We start from the raw sequence: 15222 nt of genomic DNA on the forward strand, positions 1-15222 counted from the left end.
CGGGCGGGCCCCGGGGTTAGCGTGCGGACATGACGCAGCGGACATTCGATTCGTTCGAGGATTTCTGGCCCTACTACGTGGCGATGCACTCCCGGTCCGCCACCCGCTGGGTGCACCTGACGGGGACGCTGACCGGGCTCGCGATCAGCGCGTACGGGCTGGCCCGGGGGCGCCGGCGGTATCTGGCGGCGCTGCCGCTGATCGGCTACGGGACGGCCTGGCCGGCGCACTTCCTGATCGAGAAGAACAACCCGGCCTCGTTCGGCCACCCCGCCTGGTCGCTGCGCGGCGACGCGAAGATGATCGCGACGATGCTGGCCGGCCGGGACGCGGAACTGGGCGACATCGCCGCGAAGTGGCTCGCGGAGCAGCCGCAGGACTGACCCGGCCGCGCACGCGCCTTCCGGACGACCGGGCCCGGCGCCCGGCCCCGGCCCCGCCATTCCCTCTCCCGCCCTGCCGTGGCAGACTTCTGACGAACCGTCAGATTCAAAGGGGAGGCGGCACGTGGCGCGAGCGCGCAAACCTGTGGTGGCCGGCTGGTTCACGGAGGCCGGACCGCACACGGACGACGGACCGGCCGCCCAAGGCACCGGCGCCGACCAGGACTTCCGGCTGATCGGCACCCGCTGCCAGGACTGCGGTTCGGTGTTCTTCCCCCGGGAGGACACCTTCTGCCGCAACCCGGCCTGCTCCGGCACCACGCTGGAGGAGACCCCGCTGTCCCGGCGCGGCCGCGTCTGGTCGTACACCGACGGGCGCTACCGGCCGCCCGCGCCCTATGTCTCCGACCCCGCCCGCGAGTGGGAGCCGTACGTCCTGGTCGCCGTCGAACTCGCGGCGGAGCGCATGGTGGTGCTCGGCCAGGCCGCCCCGGGCACCGCCCTGGCGGACCTCGCCGTCGGCATGGAGGTCGAACTCGTCCCCGGTGTGCTCAACGAGGACGACGAGACCACCTGGACCACCTGGCACTGGCAGCCCCTGGGAGGCGACCGATGACGGACGACGTGGCAGTGCTGGGCGCGGGCATGCACCCGTGGGGCAAGTGGGGCCGGTCCTTCACCGAGTACGGCGTCGCCGCCGCCCGCGCGGCCCTCGCCGACGCCGGGCTGGCCTGGACCGACATCCAGCTCGTGGTGGGCGCGGACACCGTACGCGGCGGCTATCCCGGCTATGTCGCCGGCGCCACCTTCGCCCAGGCGCTGGGCTGGCAGGGCGCCCGCGTCACCAGCGTGTACGCCGCCTGCGCGTCGGGCGCGCAGGCCGTCAACGCCGCGCGGGCCCAGATCCTGGCCGGGATGGCGGACGTCGCCCTGGTCATCGGCGCGGACGCCGCGCCCAAGGGCTTCTTCGCCCCCGCCGGCGGCAACCGCCCCGACGACCCGGACTGGCTGCGCTTCCGTGTGCTGGGCGCCACCAACCCCACGTACTTCGGCCTCTACGCGCGCCGCCGCATGGCCCTGCACGGCGACACCCTGGAGGACTTCGCGCAGGTCAAGGTGAAGAACTCGGCAGCAGGCGCCGCCAACCCCAACGCCCGCTACCGCAAGGCCGTCTCGGCGGACGAGGTGGCCGCCTCCGCGGTCGTCGCGGATCCGCTGCGGCTGCTCGACATCTGCGCGACCTCCGACGGGGCCGCCGCGGTCGTGCTCTCCAGCATGGAGTTCGCCCGCCGGCACACCACGGACCCGGTGCGGATCCGCGCGGTCTCCACCGTCACCCCGTCCTATCCCAAGACCGTGCTGGACCTGCCGGACTTCGCCACCGACTCGGCGGCCGCGGTGGAGCCGCCCGCGCTGGGACTGCGGGCATCCATCGCGGCGGCCGCGTACGAGGAGGCCGGGATCGGCCCGTCGGACCTGGACCTGGCCGAGGTCTACGACCTGTCCACCGCCCTGGAACTCCAGTGGTACGAGGACCTGGCGCTGTGCGCGCCCGGCGAGGGCGCCAAGCTGCTGCGGGACGGCGCGACCGCGCTCGGCGGCCGGATCCCGGTCAACACCAGTGGCGGACTGGCCTCGTTCGGCGAGGCGGTACCTGCCCAGGCCATCGCCCAGGTCTGCGAGCTGACCTGGCAGTTGCGCGGTCTTGCGGGTGACCGGCAGGTGCCGGGCGCCCGGGCCGGGATCACCGCCAACCAGGGATTGTTCGGCCACGGCTCCTCGGTGGTGGCCGTGCGGTGAACCGTTCGCGGCCTTGACGCTCCATCACACCAGGTGAACACTTCCGGTGGTGCGCAGGCCCGCGGGAGGTCCTTTTCCACCGCTGGTGATGTCGCGCGCGCTCTTCGGATGGCACAAGCCCGGTCAGTGCAGCCCGCACGAAGGAGCCCGCCATGCATTCCAACGGAGACGTCTTCCTGGGCGAGATCATCGGTACCGCGATCCTCATCCTGTTCGGCGCCGGGGTCTGCGCGGCGGTCACCCTCAAGCACTCCAAGGCGAGAGCCTCCGGCTGGATCGTGATCGCCTTCGGCTGGGGCTTCGGGGTCCTCGCCGGGGCGTACACCGCCGGGCCGCTGTCCGGTGGCCATCTCAACCCGGCCGTCACCCTCGGCATCGCCATCGACACCGGCCAGTGGGACCAGACCCCGTACTACCTGGCGGGACAGCTGATCGGCGCGATGGCCGGCGCGGCCCTGGCCTGGCTGGCCTACTACGGCCAGTTCGCCGCCAACACCGGCCAGGACGAGGAACCGCTGGGCACCCTGGGGATCTTCTCGACCGTCCCCGAGATCCGCGTCCCCTGGCAGAACCTCGTCACCGAGGTGATCGCCACCATGGGACTCGTGCTGCCGGTGCTCGCCATCCCCGGCAACAAGGGCCTGGGCGAGTCCGGCACCACCACGCTGATCGTCGCCCTGCTGGTCGTCGGGATCGGGCTGTCGCTCGGCGGCCCCACCGGATACGCCATCAACCCGGCCCGCGACCTGGGCCCGCGCATCGTCCACGCACTGCTGCCCATCCCCAACAAGGGCACGTCCGACTGGGGTTACGCCTGGGTGCCGGTCGCCGGTCCGCTGATCGGCGGCGCGCTCTCGGGGGCCCTCTACAACGCCGCGTTCTAAGGGAAGCCGTCATGAGCGACGAGTCCGTCACGTACGTAGCCGCCATCGACCAGGGCACGACCTCCAGCCGGTGCATCGTCTTCGACACCGACGGCTCCATCGTCGCCGTCGACCAGCGCGAGCACCGGCAGATCTTTCCCCGGCCCGGCTGGGTGGAGCACGACGCCACCGAGATCTGGTCCAAGGTGCAGGCGGTGGTGGCGGGCGCGCTCGCCAAGGCCGGACTGCGCGCGGACCAGCTCAGCGCGCTGGGCATCACCAACCAGCGGGAGACCACGGTGCTGTGGGACCGGGCCACCGGCCGGCCGGTGCACAACGCGATCGTCTGGCAGGACACCCGCACCGCCGCGCTCTGCGACGAACTCGGCGGCCAGGACGGCCAGGACCGCTTCCGCGAGCTGACCGGGCTACCGCTGGCCAGCTACTTCTCCGGGCCGAAGGCGGCCTGGCTGCTGGACAGCGTGCCGGGCCTGCGGCGGCGCGCCGAGAACGGCGAGATCGCCTTCGGCACCATCGACTCCTGGCTGATCTGGAATCTGACCGGCGGTGTCAACGGCGGGGTGCACGTCACCGACGTCACCAACGCCTCGCGCACCCTGCTGATGAACCTGGAAACGCTCCAGTGGGAGCCGTCGATCCTCAGCGCGATGAACATCCCCGAGGCGATCCTGCCGGAGATCCGGTCCTCCTCCGAGGTGTACGGCACCGCCGTCGGCCAGCTCGCGGGGGTGCCGGTGGCCGCCGCGCTCGGCGACCAGCAGTCGGCCGTCTTCGGGCAGACCTGCTACGAACCCGGCGAGGCCAAGAACACCTACGGCACCGGCAGTTTCCTGCTCCTCAACACCGGCACCCGGCCGGTGCCCTCCAAGAACGGCCTGATCACCACCGTGGGCTACCAGCTCGGCGGGGAGGCGCCGGTGTACTGCCTGGAGGGCTCGATCGCGATCACCGGCGCCCTGGTGCAGTGGTTCCGCGACCAGCTCGGCATCATCCGCTCCGCCGACGAGATCGAACCGCTGGCCGCCAGCGTCGCGGACAACGGCGGCGCGTACATCGTGCCCGCCTTCTCCGGTCTGTTCGCCCCGTACTGGCGCTCCGACGCGCGCGGGGTGATCACCGGTCTGACCCGTTACGTCACCAAGGCGCACCTCGCGCGGGCGGTGCTGGAAGCGACCAGCTGGCAGACCCGCGAGGTCGTCGACGCGATGTACCAGGACTCCGGGGTGCGGATCACCTCGCTGCGGGTGGACGGCGGCATGACCGTCAACAACCTGCTGATGCAGCACCAGGCGGACGTCCTGGGGGTGCCGGTGATCCGGCCGGTGGTCGCCGAGACGACGTGTCTGGGCGCGGCCTACGCGGCCGGCCTCGCCACCGGGGTCTGGCCGGACCTGGACACCCTCAAGGCGCACTGGAAGCGCGACACGGAGTGGACCCCGGGCATGGACGAGCAGACCCGGGAGCGCGAGTACCGGCGGTGGAAGAAGGCCGTCGAGCGCAGCTTCGGCTGGCAGGACGAGGACGGTCAGGACGACCGGCCCTAGACCTTCGGCATCAGGTGGCGGCGGGCTCCCGGCGGTCCGCCGCCACCTTCGCGGCATGCTCGACCACGGTGATCAGCACCTCCTTGGCGGAGGCCCGGTCCCGCGCGTCGCACATCACGACCGGTACGTGCGGGTCGAGGTCCAGCGCGTCGCGGACCGTCTCCGTCGCGTGCTGGGTGGCGCCGTCGAAGACGTTCACGGCCACCGTGAAGGGGATGCCGCGCCGTTCGAAGTAGTCGACGGCGGCGAAGCAGTCCTCCAGGCGGCGGGTGTCGGCCAGCACGACCGCGCCGAGCGCGCCCTGGGCCAGCTCGTCCCACAGGAACCAGAAGCGGTCCTGTCCCGGCGTGCCGAACAGGTAGAGCACCAGGTCCTCGCGGAGCGTGATCCGCCCGAAGTCCATGGCGACGGTGGTGGTGCTCTTCGCCTCGACACCGTGGATGTCGTCGACCGGCCGGCCGGCCTCGCTGAGCGGTTCCTCGGTGCGCAGCGGCCTGATCTCGCTGACCGCACCCACCAACGTCGTTTTGCCGACCCCGAAACCGCCCGCGACCAGCAGCTTGAGCGCTACCGGATCGGGGGCGGACCTGCGGCGTCGGTCAGAGCGCCCGAAGCCCATTGATCACCTCTCGGAGAATGCTCTCGTCCGGCAGTTCAGCCGGCGGAACAGGCATGCTGACGTGGACGAGTTCCGCGTCCAGCAGGTCGCCGACGAGCACGCGCACCACGCCCACCGGCAGATCGAGATCGGCCGCCAGCTCGGCGACCGAGGTCGCCATCAGCTGGCAGCGGTCGACGATGTCGAGGTGCTCGGGCGACAGCGTGTGATCGCCCTCGGCCGCGCCGTCCTCGCCCTCCGGCTCGGTCATCACCAGGGCGATGAGGTCGAGCCGGCCCTCGGCGGCGTGGCTGGTGCGGCCACGTGTCATCGCGTACGGACGCACCACCGGGCCGGCGGCGTCGTCGTACCATCGGTCCTTTTCTGAAGTCATGTCACCCCGTACCCGTCCTCAGGTCATGCCGTCAGCCGCTGAGGGCCGCGCCGCTGTCGGTGCGGGGCGCGGTGCCCAGGTGGGCGCCGACCCGCTTGACCAGCAGCGCCATTTCGTACGCCACCTGCCCGACGTCGGAATCGGCGTCGCTGAGTACCGCGAGACAGCTGCCGTCGCCGGCCGCGGTCACGAAGAGGAAGGCGTCGTCCAGCTCCACCATGGTCTGCCGGACCCCGCCCGCGTCGAAGTGCCGGCCGACGCCCTTGGCCAGGCTGTGGAAGCCGGAGGCGACGGCGGCGAGGTGTTCCGAGTCCTCGCGGGTCAGTCCGTCCGAAGCGCCGATCGCCAGGCCGTCGCCGGAGAGCACCAGGGCCTTGCGGATGCTGGCCACGCGGGTGACCAGGTCGTCAAGGAGCCAGCTCAGCTCGCGTGTCGGGCTCGATGGTGCGGTCATCGACCGTTCCCCTCAGGAGTCGTTCTCGGTGCTGTTGGTTCGTCGCCCGGGCCGTGCGGGCCGACGCTGTCTTCTGCGATGTCGTGTTCGCGCCCACGCTGCCAGCCGCGCTGCAGCGCGGCCATCCGGTCCCGCACCTCGTCGGCGGTGCGTTCGCGCGGTGCCCCGGCGCCGGGCCGCACCGCGGTCCCGGTGTCCTGCGACACGGATTCGACGCGCAGCTGCGGGGCGAGGTTGGCCTGCCGGACGCGCTTCGGCAGCAGGGCCGCCGTCGGTGCCGACGGGCCGGACGGCTCCGCGGAGCGGGCCGCGGGGACGGTCGGCGGGGCGACCGGGCGGCCCCGGTCCGAGACCAGGACCGGGGCGGTACGCCGGCGGCGCGGCAGCGGCAGCGGTTCGCCGTCACCGCCGTCAGGACCGGGGGCGACGGGTTCGGGGGCGATGTCCGGTACCTGGACGTGCTCCCTGCCGTTCTCGCTCCCGGCGGTCTCGAGTCCCCACTGCCGGAAGGAGAGTTCGGTTCCGGTCGGGTCCATGTCGATCTCCTCCGCCCCGAGGATCCCGCCGAGGCGGGTCGCTCCGGTGTCCTCACCGGCATCGGTGAGCAGCGTGGCCGGGATGAGGACGACCGCTGTGGTCCCCCCGTACGGCGACAGGCGCAGGGAGACACGTACGCCGTGCCGCTGCGCGAGCCGGCTGACGACGAAGAGGCCGAGGCGGTCGGTGTCGGACAGCTCGAACTCGGGGGTCTCGGCGAGCCGCAGGTTCGCTTCCAGCAGCGCGTCCGGGGTGAGGCCGAGGCCTCGGTCGTCGATCTCCAGGACGAAGCCATTGGCGACGTGCTCGCCGTGCACCCGGACCGCGGTGTGCGGCGGGGAGAACACGGCGGCGTTCTCGATGAGTTCGGCGACCAGGTGCGTCACGTCGGCGACGGCCGAGCCGGCCACCGCCAGCCTGGGCAGCCTGCGGACCTCGATGCGCTCGTAGTCCTCGACCTCGGCGACCGCCGCGCGCACCACGTCCATGAGCTGGATGGGCTTGCGCCACTGCCGGGAGGGCGCGGCACCGGAGAGGATCACCAGGCCCTCGGCGTGCCGCCGCATACGGGTGGTCATGTGGTCGAGCCGGAAGAGGTCGGCGAGTTCCTCGGTGTCCTCGGTGCGCCGCTCCATGGCGTCCAGCAGGGTGAGCTGGCGGTGCAGCAGGACCTGGCTGCGGCGGGCGAGGTTGACGAAGACGTCGGAGACGCCGCGCCGCATGTCGGACTGGCGGACGGCCGCCTCGACGGCGGCGCGCTGCAGGGTGTTGAGGGCCTTGCCCACCTGCCCGATCTCGTCGTCGGTGTACTCCAGCCGCGGCACCTCGGTCTCGACGTCGACCTTCTCGCCGGCGGCGAGACGCCGCATGACGCGCGGCAGCCGGGTGCCGGAGACCTCCTGGGCCTCCTTGCGCAGCCCGGACAGGTCGCGGATCAGGCTGCGGCCGATGCGTACCGAGACGAAGATCGAGGCGAAGACGGCGATCAGGCCGAGGCCGCCCGCGACGGCCGCCATGATCAACAGCTTGAGGGCGTAGGGCTCGGCGCGCTTCTTGTGCAGGTCGCCCGACTGGACGCCGATCCGGTCGAGGTCGCCCAGCGCGGTGGTCGCGGTGCCGAGCCAGGAGGCCCGGTCGGCGGCGCGCGGCGCGGCGGCAGCGCCCGCGGCGATCACGGAGTCCTCCGCGGTGCGCAGTGCCTTGCCGGTGGCGCCCCGCCAGAACTCGTCGTAGAGCGTCCGCTCGTCGTCGGGAAGGAGTTTGAGGTTGTCGTCGTAGTAGTCCCGCTCCTCGCCGACGGCGAAGGTGAAGGAACGCAACTCCTGCGGGCTCATCCGGCCGGCGCTGATGGCCGCGGCCATCAGCGCGTCCTCGCGGCTGATCGCCTCCCGGGCCCGGGTGATCACGATGAGGGCGCGGCCCTGCCTGTCGAGCGACACGTTGTTCAGCGGGCTGAGCGAGTCGAGGAAGTCGTAGCAGGGGTCGACCATCGTGTTGTAGGCGCCGAAGGCGTCGTTACGGGTGATGGTCTGGCCGTCGACCTTGGCGCGCAGCGCGGGCAGTCCCTCGAACCCCTGGGTCACGGCGTCCAGTCGGAGCTTGGCCTCCCCGCTGAGGTCGGACCTGACGCCCGAGTCGAACGCGTTGGTGCGCAACTTGGCGAAGACCTTGTCGGTGACGGCTTCCTGCTTGGCCAGCCCGGCCTTGAAGTCCGAACGGCGGGGGTCGGCCAGGTACAGGATGGCGGCGCGCCGCTCCTGCTGCAGGGCCTGGACCGCGTCCTCGGTCGGGTAGCCGACGTCGTTGACGATGCGCTCGATGTCCAGCAGACCCCAGACCTCGCGGCCGGTGAGCGTGGCGGCGAATGCCCAGATGGCTGTGAGCGACACCAGCGGAATCAGCAGCAGCGCCACGATCTTCCGGCGGATCGTCGTACCGCGAAAGCGCATGGCCTCCCCAACGTCAGCCCCGTTCGGGGGGTGTTCGATCGCATGGAATCTGCGCGAGCCTACTACTGCCTCACAGGTAACTCGAAAGCCAGTCCGGTGGCCGGAGTCCGTCGGCCAGATTTTCCGATGGCTTGTTTTCGGGTTTAATCCGGGCAACCCGGATGGCAAGGTGGTGCGGGACACCCCGGTTCGGGCGCGATGCACCGTTGCCGCGAGTGGCTGGAAAGGTACTGCGGAATGTCGAGGGCGATTTGCGGGCAGTCACCTTCCATGGACACAGAACCCCTCTCCCTGTGGGTCGAAGATCCCGTCGGTACCCCGCGGATGGCCGATCCTGTCCGGGCCGCTGCCGTCCGCGCCGTGATGATCGCGTCCGTGACCCTCATAGAAGCGGTGATCACCACGCTGCTGACCTTCGGCGGTTCCTGGTGGTCCGCTCCGGCCATGATCTTCACCGTGGTCAGCACGATCGTCGCCACCTGGGCGGTGCTGGACGTGTGGGTGACCCGGCAGGTGTGGAACCAGCGCAACGGCGTGGTCTCCAGCCCGAGCAGCGCCGCGCGGGCGCTGCGCCGGGAGCGGCGCAGGGCACGGCGCAAGGAACGGACCGCGGGGAAGCCGAAGCCGCGCGGGCACATACCCCGGTCGCTGTCGCGGGCCTGAACCGGGCGTGCGGCGGCCCCTGAACCGGCCGTGAAGGACCCCCGGGGCCGGATCCGGACCCTGGACCCGGCCGCCGGCCCCCGCTCCTGCCCCGGCCCGACCACGGCTACCGGGGCTGCGGCTGAGCTTCCTGTGACGGAGCCTCCTGCGACTGCGGTTGCGGTCGTGACTGCTCCGGCGGACGGCGGAACATCCGGGTGGCCGTGATCTCCCCGTGCACCGTCTCGCTGCCGGTGTCCTGGACGGGCAGACCGGGCCGCAGATGCTCCTCGACGGTGATGTACTTCAGCCCGGCGCGCAGGTCCGCGTCGTTGCGCAGCCGGACGACCAGCGGGAACTCGGCGAGCGCCGTGGTGTCGAACAGGCCGGTGGTGTAGATCAGCTGGACGCCCAGCGCGTCGGCGACCGCCCGCTGCAGCTCCAGCAGATACGTCGCGTTGGCCCGGCCGATGGGGTTGTCCAGGAAGAGCGTGCCGGCGTGCCGGTGCCGGTCGCGGCCCCGGTCGTTGCTGCGCAGCGCCGCCATCGTGCAGTAGAGCGCGATGGCCGCGGTGAGCAGCTGGCCGCCGGAGAACACATCGCCCATCTGACCCACCGGGACGCGCTCCGCGCGCAGCACGGCGTCCGGCTTGAGGATCTCCACGGAGATCCCCTTCGGCTGGAGCGCCGCCGCGACGCCGCGCAGCAGCAGGGACATCCCGTCCCGGCGCAGGTCGGAGTTCTTGCGGACGGCGGCGCTCGTCGCCTCGTCGATGACCTCGCCGAGGCGCTCGGTGAGCGCCGCGTGGTCCGGGTCCTCGAACCGGATCCGCAGGAACTCCTGCCCGGACCAGTCGCCCAGCCCCTCGGGGAGTCGGGAGAGCCGCTGGGCGGAGCGCAGGGTGGCGAGCGAGGACTCGACGAGGCCGCGCAGCCGGTCCACGATGCTGTCGCGGTTGCGCTCCAACTGCTGCATCTCGTCGGTCAGCACCCGCAGCCGCGGCGCGAACGCCACCGCCCAGGCCGCCGCGTGCTCGGGCAGTCCGGCCGCCGGCAGTTCACGGATCTGCTGCCGGGCCGGGGTCCTGACCTGCTCGAACCGGGCGGCGTTGGCATGGCGCACGAGGATGTCGGACGCCTCGCGCAGCTGCGATTCGGCCGCCGAGAGGTCGGTGGCGCAGCCGCGCAGGCTCCGGCGGACCTCGGCGGAGACCGTACGGGCCTCCTCCAGGGTGCCCGCGTAGGGCTCGGGCTCCGCTTCGGCCTCCTCGTGGGTCGCCGGGCCGTCCCTGAGCAGATCGCGCAGCAGCGCGGCCAGTTCGTCGAAGCCGCCGGCCGCGTCCTCCGCGGCCCGGTGCGAGCGCACCAGGTCCGCGTGCGCGCCCCGGGCCTCGTCCAGTGCCTCGGTGCGTGCGGCGAGTTCGCCGTTGGCGCCGCGCAGCAGCTCCTGGGCGTGCCCGGCGTCGCGCGGCAGCAGTCCGGCGGGCAGCTCGGTGTGCGACTCCCCGGTGGCGGGGGCGAGCCGCTCGGATTCACCGCGCAGCCGGCCCAGCTGCTCGCTGGCCGCGGAGGCGCGGGCCTCGATGGTCTGGACGAGCTGCTCGGCGCGGGCCGCGGCGGCCTGCCGGGACGGGCCGTCGGCGCCGTCGGAACCCTCCAGGAGCTGGGCGGCGCGGCTGCGGACCTTGTTGGTCAGCCGGTCCAGTTCGGTGAGGGCCGAGCTCTCGGTGCTCTCCGCGCGGGCCTGTTCGGCGCGCAGGTCCGCGCCGACGCCGACCTGCTCGTACAGCTGTGAGGCCGCACGGTAGGCCTCGCGCAGCGCGGGGAGCGATTCGCCGGAGGGCGGCGCCGTGTCCCGCGCGGGCTCGTCGGGCGCGCCCGCGATCTCGGAGCGTTCGGCGCGCAGCACCCGGGCGGTGCGGCGGGCGTCGTCCGCGCCGCGCTGGGCGGCCCTGCGGTCCTCGTCGGCCGCCTGGGCCAGTGCGAGACAGGTCTCGGCGCGGGCCTCGGCCTCGGACGCGTCCTCGGTCAGTTCCCGGGTACGGCGCTGCCAGTTGGCCCGTTCGCGCAGCCGGTGGGCCAGCCCGGCCAGCAGGTCCGCGCGGCGCCGGGCCTGCTGCGCCGCGTCCTGGCGCGCGTCGCGCTCCCGGGCCGCCTCGGCCGACACCTCGTCCGCCTCGGCGCGCCGGGCGCGCGCCTCCGTCAGTTCCGCGCGGGCCGCCGCCACGGCCTCCACGGCCGCTTCCACGGCCACCGCGAGTTGGCCGAGCTGCCCCTGCGGGCAGCCGGACCGCCAGGACGCGAGCCGCGCGGCCAGCGTCCGGTCATGGCCGAGCCGGGCGGCCAGCGCGCGGATCTCGGCCTCCCGGGCGCTCGCCCGGGTCCGCAGCTCCTGGCGTTCGCCGTCGGCCGCCAGTTCGTCGTGCATCGCGGGGTTCGGCGGGACGAGGAACACGTCGGACCCGTCGCCGCCCGAGGGGGTCGGTGCGAGCAGGGCGGCCGCGGTGCCCACCGCCACGGTCGAGCGGGGCAGCAGGGCCGCCTGCGCGAGGACCTCGCGGGCCCTGCGGTACGTCTCCGGGTCGGTGACGACGACGCCGTCCACCAGCTCCGGGCGCGCCGACATCACGGCGGTGTGGTCCGCGGGGTCCACGGCCTGCGCGAGGTAGCGCCAACCGGGCAGTGCGGGGATGCCGTGCTCGCCCAGGTACTCCACGGTGGCCAGCACGTCGGGGCCGGGCGGCAGCAGGCCGCCGTCACCGAGCGCCGCCAGGATCCGCGCGTCGTCGGCGGCCGTGGTGCGCAGGTCGAACAGCTGCCGCTCGGCGGCCGCGACGGTGCCGTCCAGCAGCTCCCGCAGCGGTTCGGCGAACGCGTCCAGCTCCATGGCGCCCAGCGGGCGGGCGTCGGGGCGGTGCGGTGCGGCGGGCGCGGCGTCGGGGCGGTGCCGGTCGCCGGCGGAGGCCGCCGAGCCGCGGGGGCCGGGGATGGCGTCCCGGGTGACGGACTCGTTCGCCGTCGGGCCCGGCAGGCTGAGGAGTTCGGACAGCCGTGGTTCTGCCGCGAGGGCCTCGGCGACGCGGAAGTCGGCGGAGTGGGCGGCCTCGGCGGCCGCCAGGGCGTCCGCGGCGCGGGCGGCGGCCAGTTCCACCCGGGATTCGGCCGCGGCGGCCTCACGGGCGTGCTCCGCGGCCTGGCGCGCGGTCTCCCGGGCGGCCTCGGCGCCGGCGGCGGCGACGCGCTCGGCGTCGGAGGCCTCCAGTGCGGCACGGGCCGGGTCGGCGTCCGGGGCGGAGTCGTCGAGCCAGCCGGCGCCGACGGCCTCGGCCGTCTCCTGCGCGACCTCGGCGAGCCGCTGCCCGAGGTGGCCGGCCTCGCTGCGGGACCGCTGGGCCTCGGTGGCCGCGGCGGTGGCGTCCCGGTGGGCGGCCATGGACTGCTCCTGGAGCGCGGCGGAGCGCTCCTCCTCGCGGTCCGCCTGCTGGTCGGCGCCGTCCGCCGCCGCGTGCAGCGCGCGCACCAGGTCACCGGCGGCCAGCGTGCGGGCGGCCAGTGCGGGAGCCGCGTCGCGTTCGGCCTCCTGGATGGCCGCGCTGACCCGGGCCAGCCGGTCTCCGGCGGCGCGGTGCCGCAGCACCGTCTCGGCCGCCTGCCAGGCGGAGTGCAGGGTGCGCGCCTCGTTCAGCTCGCGGCGCAGTCCCGCGGCGGCCTTGTCGGACGCGGCGAGGGCCAGCGAGGCGTGCCGGTAGGCGAGTTCGGCGGCCACCAGGGCGCTGCGGCCGCGGGCCCGGTCGGCGTCGGTGACGGCCTGGGCGGCCCGGTCGGTGTTCTGCGCGAGTTCCGCGCCGCGGCCGCGCTCCTCCCGGGCGCGCGCGGACAGCCGGCGGGCCAGGGCGCGGGTGCGCCGCTCGGACTGGGTGTGGATGCCGCGCGCCAGTTCACGGGCACTGGCGTGCTCGACGATCCGCTCCAGCAGCTCCAGCGAGCCGGCGGTGAAGTCGCGCTCCGCGGTCAGTTCGGCACGGCGGCCGAGCTTGCCGGCGAAGCTGTGGACGAGGTCCGCGAGTCCGTCGGTGTCCCGGGTGTCGGTGACGGCGCGCAACAGCAGGTCGGCGAAGTCGGAGTCGTGCCGGACGGCGAAGAGCCCGGCCGCCTCGCCCTCGTCGGCGTTCATCTCCCGCTGGTAGCGGAAGAGCTCCGGGTCCAGGCCGATCTCACCGAGGTGTTCGTTCCACCGGTCGTGGATCTCCTCCCACACCACTTCCAGGTGCGGGTAGAACTTGCCGGCCTCGGTGAGGGCGTCGCGGAAGCCCTTCATGGTGCGGCGGCGGCCCGTCGCGCCCGAGGCGCCCTCGGCGGGCGGCCGGACGGCGGTGGACTCGGCGACCGGGAGCGAGTCCAGGCTGAGCCCGGGGCCGGGGCGGAACGAGTACCAGGCCTCGGCGAACTTGCGCGGGTCGGAGGAGACCTGGCGGCCGCGCCACTCGCTGACCTTGCCGACGACCACCAGCTCGCCGGTGACGGTGTGCTGCCACTCCAGCGCCACATGCCCGCAGTCGTCGGCCAGCAGGAACTTGCGGAGCACGCCGGAGCTGGCCCCGCCGAGGGTGTTGCGGTGGCCGGGCAGCATCACCGAGAAGATCAGCTTGAGCAGGACGGACTTGCCGCCGCCGTTCTCCAGGAACAGCACGCCCGCGGGGGCGGGGCGGCGCAGCGGGCCGGTCGGCTCGTCCTGGAAGAACTCGGCCTGGGCGGGCGCGGGCTGCGGTACGGGCGCGCCGACACCCCGCAGGTCCAGGACGGTGTCTGCGTACCGCGCACCGGCGGGGCCGATGGAGTACAGGCGGAGCCGGGACAGCTCGTACATGGCGGCGGACTCTCGTTATCTGCGCGGGTGGGCGCGCGGGTGGTTACGGCTCAGGAGTGGCTGTGCTGGTCTTCTTGGCTGTGCCGGCTCTCGCGGCCGTGGCTCTCGCGGCCGTGGCTCCGGTGGCCGTCGCCCCGGTGGCCGTCGCCCCGGTGGCTGTCGCTCTCGTGGAACGGCAGGCCGGCCTCGGCGACGAGGTCCAGCTCCCCGGTGTCGTCGGGCGGCAGCAGGGTCGCGGAACCGTCGCTCACCGGGACGACGCCCAGCTCCAGGAGTTCGGCCATGGCCGCGCTGCCCGCCATGTCCCTGACCTGCAGCTGGTACCGGGCCGTGGTGCGGAACGTGCCGCCCGCGTCGTCCCCGGTGCGCTGCAGGAAGCCGGAGTCGACGAGGAAGGCGACCGCCTTGCCGACGATGCCGGTGGTGGAACCGGCCAGCCGCCGGGCGTCCTTGGTCGCGCCGGTGGCGCTGCGGCGCGTCCAGACCCGCCAGGCCGCTTCCAGGCCGGGCGCGTCGCTGGCCGGGTCGGTGTTCTCGCCCTGCTCCTCGGCGCGCTCCTCCAGCCGGCGGCAGGCCTGGCGGACGAACCCGTCGATGCCGTTGACGGTGATCCGGCCGATGTACCCGTCGTCCGCGAGGTCCTCGGGGCGGGGGAACGCCATGGTGGCGGTGGCCAGGTGCGCCAGGCCGTGCAGGAAGCGGTCGGCGGCGTCGGAGGCGGCCCGCCGCGAGTACTCGCCCATCCGGACCGCGAACACCGAGTCCTCGGCGGCGGCCACGGCCATCCCGGCGCGCGGCGACACCTCCAGGACGATCAGGCCGAGCCCGGCGGCGACGGCGTCCGCGAGCCGGGCGAAGGCGGGCTCCTCGCGGTGTCTGCGGATCAGTTCCGCGTACTCCGCGTCCCGGGCCGGCAGCAGCTTGGGCTGCAGCCCGTAGGAGACCAGCCGGGCGGCGTCCGCCGCGTCGGCCGCGGTGACGGGTGACGGGGCGCCGGATCGCGCGGCCGGCGCGGCATCGCCGTACGCGGCCGGCGGCGCGGTCTCGGCGTCGCGGTACTCGGTCACGGGTGGATCTCCTCGGGGCGGACGGCGGATGGCTGCTCGGCGGGACTTCGACGACAACGCCCAGGGAGCGTGCGTACCAGACCCCGCCGACCTGGGGGCACCT

Annotated in this window: 11 protein-coding genes and 1 pseudogene; 6 read left to right on the forward strand and 6 right to left on the reverse strand. The window is 73.6% G+C overall.

The window, feature by feature from the left end; genetic code table 11:
- The first annotated feature begins 29 nt into the window (after nucleotides 1-29).
- The 5 genes from C8250_RS08235 to glpK all read left to right on the forward strand — a co-directional run bounded on the left by C8250_RS08235 (nucleotide 30) and on the right by glpK (nucleotide 4611).
- The gene (locus tag C8250_RS08235) at nucleotides 30-383 is read left to right on the forward strand and encodes a DUF962 domain-containing protein (protein WP_138357792.1); all 354 of its coding nucleotides are present in this window, start codon (nucleotides 30-32) and stop codon (nucleotides 381-383) included.
- Nucleotides 384-615: 232 nt separating this feature from the next.
- Nucleotides 616-999: a zinc ribbon domain-containing protein gene (locus C8250_RS08240; protein ID WP_232485782.1), complete on the forward strand. Its 384-nt coding sequence runs from the start codon at nucleotides 616-618 to the stop codon at nucleotides 997-999.
- On the forward strand, nucleotides 996-2183 hold the full coding sequence (locus tag C8250_RS08245) for a lipid-transfer protein (RefSeq protein WP_138357790.1): 1188 nt from the start codon (nucleotides 996-998) through the stop codon (nucleotides 2181-2183). The genes C8250_RS08240 and C8250_RS08245 overlap by 4 nt, the downstream gene beginning before the upstream one ends.
- 152 nt (nucleotides 2184-2335) lie before the next feature.
- Nucleotides 2336-3067 (forward strand): MIP/aquaporin family protein, encoded by a 732-nt coding sequence (locus tag C8250_RS08250; RefSeq protein ID WP_138357789.1) that lies wholly within the window; start codon nucleotides 2336-2338, stop codon nucleotides 3065-3067.
- 11 nt (nucleotides 3068-3078) lie between these two features.
- Nucleotides 3079-4611 (forward strand): glycerol kinase GlpK, encoded by a 1533-nt coding sequence (gene glpK / locus C8250_RS08255; protein ID WP_138357788.1) that lies wholly within the window; start codon nucleotides 3079-3081, stop codon nucleotides 4609-4611.
- Between the two features lie 10 nt (nucleotides 4612-4621).
- Here the strand turns inward: glpK and C8250_RS08260 are convergent, their stop codons facing one another.
- The 4 genes from C8250_RS08260 to C8250_RS08275 are packed head-to-tail and all read right to left on the reverse strand — an operon-like array spanning nucleotide 4622 to nucleotide 8543.
- The gene (locus C8250_RS08260) at nucleotides 4622-5230 is read right to left on the reverse strand and encodes an ATP/GTP-binding protein (RefSeq protein WP_138357787.1); all 609 of its coding nucleotides are present in this window, start codon (nucleotides 5228-5230) and stop codon (nucleotides 4622-4624) included.
- Nucleotides 5211-5603: a DUF742 domain-containing protein gene (locus tag C8250_RS08265; protein ID WP_138357786.1), complete on the reverse strand. Its 393-nt coding sequence runs from the start codon at nucleotides 5601-5603 to the stop codon at nucleotides 5211-5213. Before C8250_RS08265 ends, C8250_RS08260 begins: the two co-directional genes overlap by 20 nt.
- Before the next feature lie 31 nt (nucleotides 5604-5634).
- Nucleotides 5635-6057 carry a roadblock/LC7 domain-containing protein gene (locus C8250_RS08270; protein ID WP_138357785.1) on the reverse strand — a complete coding sequence of 141 codons (423 nt, stop codon included), beginning with the start codon at nucleotides 6055-6057 and terminating at the stop codon, nucleotides 5635-5637.
- On the reverse strand, nucleotides 6054-8543 hold the full coding sequence (locus C8250_RS08275) for a nitrate- and nitrite sensing domain-containing protein (RefSeq protein WP_138357784.1): 2490 nt from the start codon (nucleotides 8541-8543) through the stop codon (nucleotides 6054-6056). The genes C8250_RS08270 and C8250_RS08275 overlap by 4 nt, the downstream gene beginning before the upstream one ends.
- A gap of 270 nt (nucleotides 8544-8813) precedes the next feature.
- On the opposite strand from C8250_RS08275, the gene C8250_RS08280 reads away from it, so the two are divergent.
- On the forward strand, nucleotides 8814-9206 hold the full coding sequence (locus C8250_RS08280) for a hypothetical protein (protein WP_138357783.1): 393 nt from the start codon (nucleotides 8814-8816) through the stop codon (nucleotides 9204-9206).
- A gap of 106 nt (nucleotides 9207-9312) precedes the next feature.
- On the opposite strand, the gene C8250_RS08285 is transcribed toward C8250_RS08280, so the two are convergent.
- Nucleotides 9313-14052: a hypothetical protein gene (locus C8250_RS08285; protein ID WP_138357782.1), complete on the reverse strand. Its 4740-nt coding sequence runs from the start codon at nucleotides 14050-14052 to the stop codon at nucleotides 9313-9315.
- A gap of 167 nt (nucleotides 14053-14219) precedes the next feature.
- A pseudogene (locus C8250_RS08290) lies at nucleotides 14220-15119 on the reverse strand (hypothetical protein); the annotation flags it as partial.
- Nucleotides 15120-15222: the final 103 nt, after the last annotated feature.

This window comes from Streptomyces sp. So13.3 (genome assembly GCF_005860785.2).
GTDB classification, from domain to species: Bacteria; Actinomycetota; Actinomycetes; order Streptomycetales; family Streptomycetaceae; genus Actinacidiphila; species Actinacidiphila fildesensis.

Bases quoted from the DNA above. Each gene is read 5' to 3' on its own strand.
- C8250_RS08235 (WP_138357792.1), top strand. From the start codon at position 30: ATGACGCAGCGGACATTCGATTCGTTCGAGGATTTCTGGCCCTACTAC.
- C8250_RS08245 (WP_138357790.1), top strand. From the start codon at position 996: ATGACGGACGACGTGGCAGTGCTGGGCGCGGGCATGCACCCGTGGGGC.
- C8250_RS08250 (WP_138357789.1), top strand. From the start codon at position 2,336: ATGCATTCCAACGGAGACGTCTTCCTGGGCGAGATCATCGGTACCGCG.
- glpK (WP_138357788.1), top strand. From the start codon at position 3,079: ATGAGCGACGAGTCCGTCACGTACGTAGCCGCCATCGACCAGGGCACG.
- C8250_RS08260 (WP_138357787.1), bottom strand. From the start codon at position 5,230: ATGGGCTTCGGGCGCTCTGACCGACGCCGCAGGTCCGCCCCCGATCCG.
- C8250_RS08265 (WP_138357786.1), bottom strand. From the start codon at position 5,603: ATGACTTCAGAAAAGGACCGATGGTACGACGACGCCGCCGGCCCGGTG.
- C8250_RS08270 (WP_138357785.1), bottom strand. From the start codon at position 6,057: ATGACCGCACCATCGAGCCCGACACGCGAGCTGAGCTGGCTCCTTGAC.
- C8250_RS08275 (WP_138357784.1), bottom strand. From the start codon at position 8,543: ATGCGCTTTCGCGGTACGACGATCCGCCGGAAGATCGTGGCGCTGCTG.
- C8250_RS08280 (WP_138357783.1), top strand. From the start codon at position 8,814: ATGGACACAGAACCCCTCTCCCTGTGGGTCGAAGATCCCGTCGGTACC.
- C8250_RS08285 (WP_138357782.1), bottom strand. From the start codon at position 14,052: ATGTACGAGCTGTCCCGGCTCCGCCTGTACTCCATCGGCCCCGCCGGT.